Source organism: Methylobacterium sp. C33D, from assembly GCF_053345825.1.
The window spans coordinates 25,159-35,824 of record NZ_JBKFAV010000053.1; the positions used below are offsets into that span (position 1 = coordinate 25,159).

General features: G+C 69.2%; 14 protein-coding genes. 12 read left to right on the top strand and 2 right to left on the bottom strand.

Going from position 1 to position 10,666, the window contains the following annotated elements:
• Window positions 1–5 precede the first annotated feature (5 nt).
• From ACLBXO_RS28525 to ACLBXO_RS28550, 6 genes are all read left to right on the top strand, one after another.
• Window positions 6–2,126: a phage tail protein gene (locus tag ACLBXO_RS28525; RefSeq protein ID WP_447687512.1), complete on the top strand. Its 2,121-nt coding sequence runs from the start codon at window positions 6–8 to the stop codon at window positions 2,124–2,126.
• The gene (locus tag ACLBXO_RS28530) at window positions 2,123–3,487 is read left to right on the top strand and encodes a hyaluronate lyase N-terminal domain-containing protein (protein WP_447687513.1); all 1,365 of its coding nucleotides are present in this window, start codon (window positions 2,123–2,125) and stop codon (window positions 3,485–3,487) included. Before ACLBXO_RS28525 ends, ACLBXO_RS28530 begins: the two co-directional genes overlap by 4 nt.
• A gap of 94 nt (window positions 3,488–3,581) precedes the next feature.
• Window positions 3,582–4,196, top strand: a complete 615-nt coding sequence (locus ACLBXO_RS28535) for a lysozyme (protein WP_447687514.1) — start codon at window positions 3,582–3,584, stop codon at window positions 4,194–4,196.
• A 2-nt stretch (window positions 4,197–4,198) separates the two neighbouring features.
• Complete coding sequence (locus ACLBXO_RS28540; RefSeq protein WP_447687515.1) at window positions 4,199–4,609, top strand: 3TM-type holin; 411 nt, start codon at window positions 4,199–4,201, stop codon at window positions 4,607–4,609.
• A gap of 94 nt (window positions 4,610–4,703) precedes the next feature.
• Window positions 4,704–5,042 (top strand): hypothetical protein, encoded by a 339-nt coding sequence (locus tag ACLBXO_RS28545; protein WP_447687516.1) that lies wholly within the window; start codon window positions 4,704–4,706, stop codon window positions 5,040–5,042.
• Window positions 5,043–5,343: 301 nt separating this feature from the next.
• Window positions 5,344–5,625: a hypothetical protein gene (locus tag ACLBXO_RS28550; protein ID WP_447687517.1), complete on the top strand. Its 282-nt coding sequence runs from the start codon at window positions 5,344–5,346 to the stop codon at window positions 5,623–5,625.
• A gap of 95 nt (window positions 5,626–5,720) precedes the next feature.
• Here the strand turns inward: ACLBXO_RS28550 and ACLBXO_RS28555 are convergent, their stop codons facing one another.
• Window positions 5,721–6,071: a hypothetical protein gene (locus tag ACLBXO_RS28555; protein WP_287090588.1), complete on the bottom strand. Its 351-nt coding sequence runs from the start codon at window positions 6,069–6,071 to the stop codon at window positions 5,721–5,723.
• Between the two features lie 252 nt (window positions 6,072–6,323).
• On the opposite strand from ACLBXO_RS28555, the gene ACLBXO_RS28560 reads away from it, so the two are divergent.
• Both ACLBXO_RS28560 and ACLBXO_RS28565 read left to right on the top strand, forming a co-directional pair.
• Window positions 6,324–6,590 carry a hypothetical protein gene (locus tag ACLBXO_RS28560; protein WP_447687518.1) on the top strand — a complete coding sequence of 89 codons (267 nt, stop codon included), beginning with the start codon at window positions 6,324–6,326 and terminating at the stop codon, window positions 6,588–6,590.
• A gap of 140 nt (window positions 6,591–6,730) precedes the next feature.
• The gene (locus tag ACLBXO_RS28565) at window positions 6,731–6,928 is read left to right on the top strand and encodes a hypothetical protein (protein WP_331312620.1); all 198 of its coding nucleotides are present in this window, start codon (window positions 6,731–6,733) and stop codon (window positions 6,926–6,928) included.
• A gap of 431 nt (window positions 6,929–7,359) precedes the next feature.
• Here the strand turns inward: ACLBXO_RS28565 and ACLBXO_RS28570 are convergent, their stop codons facing one another.
• Entirely contained in the window at window positions 7,360–7,611 is a 252-nt protein-coding gene (locus tag ACLBXO_RS28570; RefSeq protein WP_447687519.1) for a hypothetical protein, read from the bottom strand.
• A 201-nt stretch (window positions 7,612–7,812) separates the two neighbouring features.
• Between ACLBXO_RS28570 and ACLBXO_RS28575 the strand changes: the two genes are divergently transcribed.
• From ACLBXO_RS28575 to ACLBXO_RS28590, 4 genes are all read left to right on the top strand, one after another.
• Window positions 7,813–8,007 carry a hypothetical protein gene (locus ACLBXO_RS28575; protein ID WP_331312622.1) on the top strand — a complete coding sequence of 65 codons (195 nt, stop codon included), beginning with the start codon at window positions 7,813–7,815 and terminating at the stop codon, window positions 8,005–8,007.
• Between the two features lie 5 nt (window positions 8,008–8,012).
• Complete coding sequence (locus ACLBXO_RS28580) at window positions 8,013–8,465, top strand: LexA family protein (protein ID WP_331312623.1); 453 nt, start codon at window positions 8,013–8,015, stop codon at window positions 8,463–8,465.
• Complete coding sequence (locus ACLBXO_RS28585) at window positions 8,462–9,790, top strand: Y-family DNA polymerase (RefSeq protein ID WP_447687520.1); 1,329 nt, start codon at window positions 8,462–8,464, stop codon at window positions 9,788–9,790. Before ACLBXO_RS28580 ends, ACLBXO_RS28585 begins: the two co-directional genes overlap by 4 nt.
• Before the next feature lie 563 nt (window positions 9,791–10,353).
• Window positions 10,354–10,666, top strand: a 313-nt coding sequence (locus tag ACLBXO_RS28590) for a flagellin N-terminal helical domain-containing protein (RefSeq protein WP_447687521.1), incomplete at its 3' end; no start/stop codon positions are given.

Below are 10,666 nucleotides of genomic sequence, written 5' to 3' on the forward strand. Positions count from 1 at the left end.
CTGCCATGAGCCTGTTCGGCGGCAAGAAGCGCACCGTCCGGCCGGACTACACCGGCCTGCAGGTCCAGACCGCCTCGAGCGCGTTGCCGATCCCGATTGTCTACGGTACCAACCGCATCGCCCCGAACATCATCTGGTCCGACGGCTTCCAGACGCACGCCCAGCGCGGCAAGACGGCGGGCGGCAAGGGCGGCGGCCGTCACGGCGTCACCGGCTACACCTACTCGACCTGGATCATGTTCGGCCTGGCCGAGGGACCGGTCCAGGGCATTGGCGAGGTGTTCAGCGGCCAGTCGGTCACGCCGTTCCCGACCAACTTCCTCAGCCTCATCCCCGGCGACACGCCGCAGCAGCCCTGGGGGCCGGCGCTGGCGCGCTACCCGGCCGCCGCGCTGCCCTACAACGGCACCGCCTACCTCGCCTCGCCCGACTTCGACCTGGGCTCCAGCGCGACGATCTCGTCCATCGCCTTCGAGGTCGTCGGGCGGCTCGCCGGCACCGCGGGGCCGCTGGGGCAGGATGCCGATCCGGCCGCGTTGATCTCGGACTTCCTGACCAACGCGCAGTACGGCGTCGGCCTGCCGGCCTCGGCGCTGAGCGGCGCGGCCCTGTTCGGCGCCTCGGGCGACGCGTCCTACCAGACCTACTGCGCGGCCCTCGGCCTCGGGCTGAGCCCGGCGCTCACCGACGCCGAGACCGCCAATGCGATCCTGGCGCGGTGGCTGCGGCTGACCAACAGCGCGGCGGTGTGGTCGGGCGCGCGGCTCAGGATCGTCCCCTACGGCGACCAGGTCGTGACCGGGGTGACGCTCAGCGGCGCCCGCATCACTTACGTGCCCGACGTCGCGCCGGTCTACGACCTCACCGACGACGACGTCCTGGCCGCCGAGGGTGACGATCCGGTGCGGGTCGCGCGCAGCGATCCCTACGGGCTGCCCAACGTCCAGCGCGTCGAGTGCTCCGACCGGAGCCACGGCTACACCGCGACCGCGGTCGAGGCGCGCGACCAGGGCGCGATCGAGCGCTACGGCCTGAAGGTCGGAGGCACGATCACCGCCCGCGAGATCTGCGCGCTCTCGATCGGTCGGCTCGTGGCGCAGCTCGCCCTGCAGCGGGCCCTCTACATCCGCAACACCTACACGTTCCGCCTGTCCTGGGAGTTCTGCCTCCTGGAGCCGATGGACGTCGTGACCCTGACGGACCCGGGGCTCGGGCTCGCCCGGACGCCAGTGCGCATCACGGCGATCGAGGAGGACGAGGACGGGCTCCTCACCGTCACGGCCGAGGAGTTCCCGCGCGGGACCGCGACCGCGGCGGCCTACCCGGCGGTCGGCGCGACCGGATCGGCGGTCGACCGCGACCGGGCGCCCGCGCCGGTCAACGATCCGCTCATCTTCGAGCCGCCCGCCGCACTGACGTCGGGCGTGCCGCAGGTCTGGATCGCGGCCTCGGGGGCGAACGCCGACCCGTACTGGGGCGGGGCAAACGTCTGGGTCTCGCGCGACGGCGCCAGCTTCGTCGAGATCGGCACGATCACGGACGCGGCCCGCCAGGGCGTGCTCGCCGCGGACCTGCCCGCGCCGGCCGGGCCCAACCCCGACCGCACCAGCACGCTCGCGGTCGATCTCGGCCGGTCCGGCGGCACGCTCGCCTCGGTGAGCGAGGCCGACGCGCGGGACGGCGTCACCCTCGCCCTGGTCGGCCAGGAACTGGTGTCCTTCGCCACCGCGACGCTCACCGCGCCGCACGTCTACGCCCTGACCTCTCTGGAGCGCGGGCTCTCCGGCTCGCCGGCCGGCGCGCACCCGGCCGGGACGGCCTTCACCCGGCTCGACGAGGCGGTATTCCGCTACAGCGTGCCGGCGGCCTACATCGGCACGCCGCTCACCGTGAAGCTGCAGGCGTTCAACATCTTCGGCGGCGCGGCCCAGGACCTCGCGACCTGCACGCCCTACACGGTGACGCCGATCGGCTCAGGGAGGTTCGGTCCGGTCGCCGAGACGCTCGCCGTCGGCAGCGGCCCGGATCTGGGGCTCGCCTCGCAGGCCGCCACGCGGAGCGACGATTTCGGCCTCGCCTCCGACCCCTACCCGAATTTCCTCGATCTGGGGCTCGCCTCGTCATGAGCGTGCGCACGCAGTGGCTACGGGACGCGTGGTCGTTCCTCGCGACCTTCGTCGGCAGGCCGGGCGAGTTCGTCGTCGACACCACGAACTGGCGCCTCGTCGTCCATGACGGCGTCACGCCCGGCGGCCACCCGGCCGTGTCTGCGGGCGACCTGAAGGGCGGCGTGCCGGCCCTGGGCGTCAACACCGCCGCCGACACCACCAACCGCCTGGCGGTGAAGTCCGAGGCCGCGCTGCTCTCCTGGGACGAGCTCACCCCGGGCGCCGGCAACATGCGGCTGACCCTCAACAAGAAGGCCGCGGCCAACGACGCCGGCCTCGTGCTCCAGACCGGTTACGCGAGCCGGGTCCTGTTCGGCACGCTCGGGAGCGACGACCTGACCGTGAAGACGAGCCCGGACGGCACCGCCTTCCGGACGGCCATGACGGTCGCGGCCGCGACGGGCTATCTCGGCCTGTCGGGGGTAACCGAACCGGGCGCGCCGGTGCACGTTCAGGGTCTCGGAGCGAAGCCCGCCGTGCAACTCGACGCCTACGGGGGCGATGCGGCGGGTAAACGCGGGCCCGTCGCCAACTGCCGCGCCCGGGCCGCGCGGGGCGCGCCGGGCGCGCCGCTGCCGATCAAGGCCGCCGACACACTCCTCGGCCTGTTCGGGGCCGGCCACCACACCGGAGGCGCCTACACGGCCGACGCCGTCGCGCTGCTCGGCGTGGCCGAGGAGGATCTCACGGCGACGGCGCAGGGCACCTGCCTGGATGTCCAGACCACGGCGCCGGGCACGACCACCCGCCGGTCGGTGGTGAAGGTCCGCGGCAACGGCGCGCTGGAGTTGCAGCCGCTCTCCGCGGAGCCCGCGGGCGGCGCGCAGGGCCAGATCTACGCGGACAGCACGGCGACGGCCCTGAAGTGGCACACCGGTGCGTCGTGGGTGCGGCTCAACAACTTCGCCAAGGCCGCCGCGTCCACCAACTTCGACAACTACGTCGCGGCGAACGCCTGGACGAAGGTCCAGTTCAACACTGCCGACAGCAACGAGCAGGGCGCGTTCGACGCGTCCAGGAACCGGTTCGTGGCCGCCGAGGCAGGCTTGCACGCGTTCACCGTCTCGCTGACCTACAAGCGGAACGGGTCGAGCGCCCCGATCGCGCTGGAGGTGCAGTTCTACCGCAACGGAGCGGCTGCCGGGCGCGGGCGCGCCGCAGCCACCGGCGCGCTGGTCGACGGCGTCAGCGCGGTCAACCTCGCCACGGTCCTGAAGCTGGCGGCGAAGGACACCGTCGAGGTGTTCGTGCGGTTCACCGGCGCCGACGGCTACGTGGCGGCGGCCGATTCCGTCTTCGGGGCACGACAGCTGCCGTGATCGCGCCCAGCGGCCGATAGGGTCGCGGTTCTCATCCAACTCTGAAGTCCGGGCCCTGCTGTTGGGCGCGGCCGCGCCTGGACAGGAGTCTTCCATGGACCTCTCATCGCTCGGACGCGCGGCCCTGGCGGCGCGCGAAGGCTGCCGGCTGCGCGCCTACCGCGACAGCGTCGGCGTCTGGACGATCGGCCGCGGCCACATCAGCGCCGCCGGGCCGCCGACCGTGACCGACGGTATGACCCTCACCCAGGCCGAGGCGGACATGCTCCTCGCCGCCGATCTCGGGCCCTACGTCGCGTCCGTGCGCGCCGCCCTCGCCAAGCCGATGCCGCAGCCGTTCTTCGACGCCTGTTGCTCGCTGTGCTTCAACATCGGCGCGCCGAACTTCGCGCAGTCTAGCGTCGTGCGGCTGGCCAATGCCGGCGACCTGCTGCGGGCGGTGGAAGCCTTCCTGCTGTGGGACCGGCCTGCCGCGATCCGCGCGCGCCGACAGGGCGAGCGGGACCAGGCGGCACTGTCCGCCTACGGCCCCGTCTACGCCCGCCGGGGCGATCCCGCACCGGTTCGGGCGCCGGAGGGACCGGCACCCGCCGCGCCGGCGAGGCCCGACCCGCTCGCGCCGATGACCGGCACGGCCGAGGCGGCGTCGGAATCCTGGTGGCTGCGCCTGCGCGACGCCATCCGCCTCAACATGCAGAAGGGTGCCTGACCATGGGGTTCCTCGCGCTTCTCCCGACGCTGCTCGGCGCGCTCGGCCCGATCCTGGAGAAGGTGCTGCCCGACGCGGGCCAGCGCCTGCAGGTGCAGCTGGAGCTGCAGCGCGCCCTGATCGAGCAGCAGGCCGATCTCGGCCGCGCAATGGCCGAGGTGATGAAGGCCGATGCCGCATCCAACAGCCCGCTGGCGCGCAACGCCCGGCCGATCACCGTGCTGTGGGCGCTGGCGATGATCACCTGGGTGGGCGTGATCTCGCCGATGATAGGCCTGCAGGTGGAGGTGGTGGCGGCGCTCAAGGGCGTGCCGGCCGAGCTGTGGTCGCTGCTCACCGTCGGCATCGGCGCCTACATGCTGGCGCGCTCGGTCGACAAGATCGTGCCGCAGGTGGTCGGGTCGAAGGGCTAAGCCCCGGGGCAGCTGGCGCGCAGCGATGGCGGACGAGACACCGCCCCGGGCCCGGACGGCGCGGCCGGGTCGCGTCGAGCGAAGGACCGGGACCATGATGGATCACCTGCCCGAATGGATCGGGCGCCTGATCGAGCGCGTCGAGGCGACCGGCCGCCAGATGGACGCACTCGGGGGCAAGCTCGACCGCATGGACGAGAAGCTCGAGGGCGTGGCCTACCGGCGCGACATCGAGCTGTTCGTGGCGCGGGACGAGATCGAGCGGCGGATCGACAAGGCGGTGGACGGAGCGAAGGCGGAGGCGGCCAAGGGGCTGGCCGAGGTCGCCGGGCAGGTGCGGGACCTGCGCAAGATCGGCTGGGGGCTGGCCTCGGCGGCGCTGCTGGCCTTCGGGGGCATCGTGCTGGCGAAGATCGGGCTGGCGGGCCGGTGAGTCGGATCGGCGCCCGAACCGCGCCGCCATCCCGCGTGTCGACCGGGTCTCGACACTCCCCCAGCGAGATCACCTCGAACTGCCCTGCTCCGGCCGGGGCGACTTTTCGTGACGCTCGAGCCTCAAATGAGGGGTTGCGGCTCGCGTTCTGCCGTTACGGTGGCGGCAGCCCGAGACCCAAACCTTCAGCCCCGCCGGCACCGCCGCGCGGGGCTTTTTCCAGACTGCCTTCGCTTCGTAGATACTGAACCAACTCTCACGCGAGCGCGTTTGTCAGCCTTCAACCCAAAGGAAGGTTTTCATGCGCCATCGCGTTCTCGCAGCCGCCGCCGTCTTCAGCTTCCTCGCAGGCGGGGCCTATGCACAGGCTCCCGCGGCAGCTCCTGTTGCGCCCTCCGCACCCGGCACTTCGGGCGTCGTCGCGCCGCAGAACAGCACGACCGGTAGCAACGGCGCCGTGACGGCTTCGCCGACCGGGCAGCCGGCCGACACGATTTCCAACAGCTCGTCGTCTTCCGGGAATGCCAATCAGCCTGAGCGCGCCGTTCCCCAGGGCGGCGGTGGCGGCGGCAGCAGCAAGTAGCCGCTCAGCGCCAAAAGCTGCGTGCGCCTTGTTCAGCCCCGCCGGCATTGCCGCGCGGGGCTCTCTCACAGTCTACTCGGCTTTTCAGACGCGCCCTAATTGCAGGTCAACTTCCGGCCTTCGGCCATCCCGACCTTGCGGTAGTGTTCCAGACCGGACTTGATCGCTCGGCCGATGACCGCCCGGCGCACGTCCGGATTGCAGCGCAGATACTCTTCCTCGTTGAACGCGTAGTCGCCGCGCCCGCCGCGCGAGCCTCGGTCATAGTCCCGATCGTAATCGCGGCGGTCACGGTCGCCGTAGCCGCGATCTCCGTAGCCTCGGTCACGGGGGCCGTAGTCGCCGCGATCGTAGCCGTAGTCGCGACCGCCGTAGGGCTGTGCGAAGGCCGGAGCGGCTCCGCTGAGTAGCGCCAAGCCAAGGACGGTCGCTGAGATCACCTTCATGTCGTGCTCTCCGTTGTTGCGAGGCGTGAACGCTTGCGACGTTGGGTGGTTCGATTTGCCTTGATGGGCGCCGCGCCATCGCTCTCTGCAGTACCGCCGGCAGAGGGCTTTCCTTTCTCCGCGTCCGGCCTACCCTCAGTCTCTGGTTTGGCTGAACTTCCTCCCTTTCGGTGCCCGACCCGAGAAGCCCGCCCGGTCCGCCGGCGCGGGCTTTTTTCTCGCGCGCCCGCTCAGCGGCAGCAACGGGCCGCGATGCGCGCGAACGCGCTCATCTTCCTCGACCAGCACGGCGCCGAGGCGCACCGGCTCGGCTGGCCGGCGCCGCAGCTGTTCGGCGTCCATTCGGAGCACGGATTCCTGCGCGTGGAGTATGCCGGCGCGCTGATGGTCAACGACAGCTCGGTGGTCGGCGTCGAGCCGGACCGGATCGTGTTCCACCGCTTCTCCGGCTACCGGACGAAGCCCGGGCAGACTTGGGGCCCTCCGGTCTGGGAGTTCGCGGCCAAGGGGCGCGGCTGATCCCGCCTGTGATCTGCGAGGATGTCGGGGGCAACTGCGATGTGAGCCGGCGCAGGATGTTGCGCCAGGCAAACCCTTAACGCCCCGGGCCTTTTCCGAGCGCAAGGTGCCGGTATGTCCACTCGCATACCGAGCCATCCATGCATTTCGAGATCCGATCCACCGGCCGCCATCTCTGGACCTGGGTGCTCCTCGACGCGACGCATCTGACGGTGATGGAGTCGGACCGCACCTTCCCGTCCGAGGCGCAAGCGTCGGCCGCCGCGCTGGCGTTCTCGAAGCTGGTGACCCGGGCGGGCAAGACGCTGACCGCGCCGTCTTCGGGCGGCCTGATCTAGGCTTGGCGCCTGTCATTCCTGCAAAGCGCGCCTCAAAACGGCGGCCAAGGTAACCTTGTAGCGATTTCCTCTAATTCAATGATTGGATTAGACGAATAATCGCAGTTGTGAATGTGCCAGCAGCCAGTGCTGTACCGAGCAGCACGAGAGCCCAGGCCTTGTCAAAATTGAGCCGCGTCATCGTCGTCCTCCGCATAAATGCAACTTTAGAGCGACGTCGCTTAACTCGAAGCGCAACCTCATAGCTAAAATCTTACCCAAGCGTCATGTCAGGTTGATAGCGGTAGCGGACGGTGCGCGTGAGCGAGCCGCGCCTTGCAATCGAGTTCTCCTCCGAAGCGAAAGTCGCGGTCTTGTTGCTGCCAGTCGAAGATCAGTCGGGTGTGTGAGCAGCCGGCCTGACGATTGGCGGTACGGTAAGCTGCTGACGATCAGCCATGCTGGCTCTCGGCGAAAGCGTGAGGAATCTCGCCCCATTGACCGAGGATCGTGACGCCTTCCAGCTCACCAGTCTCGTCGTCGGCCACGACCTTCAGCGCCGCCGCGCCCGGCATCCGCTTCGCCAGGTTCTCGGCCTTCTTGACCGCCCCACTCCCGGTCTTCGCCGGCTCCTGCCGCGCCGGCCGGAGCCGCGTCCGGTGAAGCTCGAGGGGCTGCACCGCGAACGCCGTCTTCATCGCCATCGTCGTCTTGTCCCCCGCTCGGTCTCGGTAGCGCCAAGGCCCAGACAACATTGGTCTTTCCGGATGCCTTCCACAGAGATCCACGGCTATCCGAGCCGCCGCCAATCCGGCGATTGAACCGCGATCACCTCTGCGCTTTGTTCTCATTCTGTTCTAGAAGGGAATCGAAACGCGATGCACGCTGTCCCGCATGAGCCACCTGTGGAGTTTCGTCTCACCGAGGCGGAAGCCATCGCGCTCCACTACTACCAGGCCGCACATCGCGACGGCTGGACGGCTCTGGTGCATGCGATCGCGGATGCGCTTGCGGACCTCGACGCCGCGGAGGGACGGGTCGCCGACCGTGGGCGTCTGATCTCCCATGGTTACGCGCGCGGCCGCATCTGCGCGGGCTGAGCTTCATGACAGCTCACCACATCGACGAGCTGCTGATCCACAGCCGGGACGCCGTCCGTGTGCCGCTGATCGGCCAGGCCCTGTGCGCCGGCTTCCCGTCGCCGGCCGACGACTTCATGGAGGGCGCGCTCGAGCTGCCACGCTGGCTCGTGCCGAACCCGCCCGCCACCTTCCTGTGGCGGATCAGTGGCTCGTCCATGGAGGGCGCCGGCATCTACGACCGCGATCTCGCCTGCGTCGACCGCAGCCTCACGGCGGGCCACGGCAGCATCGTGGTCGCGGCGATCGACGGCCAGATGAGCTGCAAGCGCCTCGTGATCGACGGCAACGTCGCCCGCCTCGCCTTCTGCAACCCGGACCTGCCGGCCTTCGCGGTCGACGAGTTCGGCGACGGCGCGATCTGGGGCGTGGTCCGCTTCTCGATCCGCTGGCACGTCGCCCGCGGGCAGCTGTCGTGAGCACCCCCGAGGCCCGGCCGCGCGACCGGATCGGCGGCGGCCGCGCCGTGGCGCTGATCGACGGCAACAGCTTCTACTGCGCGTGCGAGCGCGTGTTCGACCCGAAGCTCGCCACTGTCCCGGTGATCGTGCTCTCGAACAACGACGGCTGCGCCATCGCCCGCACCAGCGAGGCCAAGGCGCTCGGCATCAGGATGGGCGACCCGTACTTCAAGATCCGCGACCTGTGCCGTCGCCGAGGCGTGCGGGTGTTCTCGTCGAACTACACCCTCTACGGCGACATGTCGGGGCGGACCAACGCGGTCTACCGGCAGTTCAGCCCGCAGGTGGAGATCTACTCCATCGACGAGAGCTTCCTGAACCTGTCGGACGTGGCGCCGGGCTTGCGGGTCGAGCTCGCGCGCGACCTGCGCGCCACGGTGCGGGCCTGGACCGGGATCCCGACCTGCGTCGGCATCGGCCCGACCAAGACGCTGGCCAAGCTCGCCAACCACATTGCCAAGAGCGTTCCGGTGCTGGGCGGCGTCTGCGACCTGACGGACCCTGCGGCCTACGCGCACTGGCTGTGCCGGATCGACGTCGGCGAGGTCTGGGGCATCGGCCGGGCCTCGCTCGCCAAGCTTCAGGCGATGGGCGTCGAGAGCGTGGCGGATCTGCGAGACCTCGACCCGCGGCCGGTGCGCAAGGGCCTGACCGTGGTCGGCGAACGGATCATCTACGAGCTGCGCGGGGTCGCTTGCCTGCCGCTGGAGATGGTGCCGGCGCGGCGGAAGGGCTGCGCGGTGACGCGCTCGTTCTCGAGCCGGATCACCGAGCGGGCGGTGCTTGAGGAGGCGGTGGCGGCGCACGCCACGCGGCTCGGGGAGAAGCTGCGGCGCGAGGGGCTGGGCACCGACCACGTCACGGTCTTCTACCACACGAGCGAGCACGACCGGGGCGAGCCGATGCGCTCGGTCTCGACCACCGTGCAACTGCCGGAGCACTCATCGGACACGCTGGCGCTGATCCGGGCAGCGCGGCACGGGGTGGCGCGGACCTGGCGCGATCCAGGCGAGCGGCCGTGGCAATACTCGAAGGCCGGGATCGTCACGAACGACCTCGTGCCCCTGTCGCACAGCCCGCGAGCGCTGATCGGTGCGCTGGACCGCGAGCGCTCGGGCCCGCTGATGGCGGCGATGGACGCGTGCAACGCGCGCTGGGGCCGGGGCGCCGTCGTGCCGGCGCGGGCCGGGCTGGTGAGCCGGCGTGACTGGAACACCAAGTTCGAGATGCGCACGCCGCGCTACACGACCCAGGTTGGGGAGCTGCCGGTCGCCTACACCTGAACCTCAACAGGATGCTCGGGTGACCGCTGTGGGTGCATTCCCGCTGGTCTGCTTTTGAGCGACAGCTGCAGCAAACCAGGCTTCGCTCTTTGGTCTTGGTCTCAAATATCCCAACTGTCGAAGGCCACTCATTACCTTCAGTGACCGCCTCACATCCAGGCACCGAGCAAGAAGAATGCTTGATCCGGCTTTCGGCGAGGCGGCTCTGGCTTTTCCGACGGCAGCTAAACGAATGCCGTCCCATATCGCGGCTGAGCGGTCCGCCGAGTGAGCATCTACCTGATGCAGCAAATCCACATAGCTCACAGGCGCTGCTGACTTCACGTAGGGTTGGTTTCATTGCGCTTGCCCCGGCTCAGGCTGCAAAATATCAACCACTGGTCGATCAATGCAGCGCACATTCTACCAGGAGAAAAATTAATATATTGGCACTCGTTATTGACCTGTTTACTTTGTTAATTCAATTTCTGAATTGTTTCTAGATTGAGCTTGATCGAACATCGTCATTATTGCTCATGGGATTGCCGCAGAAGCGGCGTGTTGACTCAGAAAGATAGCAAATCATGTCTTCGATCACTCTGTCGGCCGCGACGCGCCAGAACCTGCTCTCGCTGCAGGACACCGCCCAGCTGATGTCGACCACCCAGAACCGGCTCGCGACCGGCAAGACGGTCAACTCCGCCCTCGACAACCCGACCAACTTCTTCACCTCCCAGGCCCTCGACGCCCGCTCCTCGAGCCTGAACACGCTCCTCGACGGCGTGTCCAACGGCATCCAGTCGATCCAGGCCGCCAACCAGGGCATCACCTCGATCCAGAAGCTGGTCAGCCAGGCGAAGTCGATCGCCAGCCAGGCGCTCTCGACCCAGCTCTCCA

Bases quoted from the DNA above. Each gene is read 5' to 3' on its own strand.
- ACLBXO_RS28550 (WP_447687517.1), top strand. From the start codon at position 5,344: ATGCGCCATCGCGTTCTCGCAGCCGCCGCCGTCTTCAGCTTCCTCGCA.
- ACLBXO_RS28530 (WP_447687513.1), top strand. From the start codon at position 2,123: ATGAGCGTGCGCACGCAGTGGCTACGGGACGCGTGGTCGTTCCTCGCG.
- ACLBXO_RS28535 (WP_447687514.1), top strand. From the start codon at position 3,582: ATGGACCTCTCATCGCTCGGACGCGCGGCCCTGGCGGCGCGCGAAGGC.
- ACLBXO_RS28560 (WP_447687518.1), top strand. From the start codon at position 6,324: ATGCGCGCGAACGCGCTCATCTTCCTCGACCAGCACGGCGCCGAGGCG.
- ACLBXO_RS28540 (WP_447687515.1), top strand. From the start codon at position 4,199: ATGGGGTTCCTCGCGCTTCTCCCGACGCTGCTCGGCGCGCTCGGCCCG.
- ACLBXO_RS28565 (WP_331312620.1), top strand. From the start codon at position 6,731: ATGCATTTCGAGATCCGATCCACCGGCCGCCATCTCTGGACCTGGGTG.
- ACLBXO_RS28555 (WP_287090588.1), bottom strand. From the start codon at position 6,071: ATGAAGGTGATCTCAGCGACCGTCCTTGGCTTGGCGCTACTCAGCGGA.
- ACLBXO_RS28580 (WP_331312623.1), top strand. From the start codon at position 8,013: ATGACAGCTCACCACATCGACGAGCTGCTGATCCACAGCCGGGACGCC.
- ACLBXO_RS28570 (WP_447687519.1), bottom strand. From the start codon at position 7,611: ATGGCGATGAAGACGGCGTTCGCGGTGCAGCCCCTCGAGCTTCACCGG.
- ACLBXO_RS28545 (WP_447687516.1), top strand. From the start codon at position 4,704: ATGATGGATCACCTGCCCGAATGGATCGGGCGCCTGATCGAGCGCGTC.
- ACLBXO_RS28525 (WP_447687512.1), top strand. From the start codon at position 6: ATGAGCCTGTTCGGCGGCAAGAAGCGCACCGTCCGGCCGGACTACACC.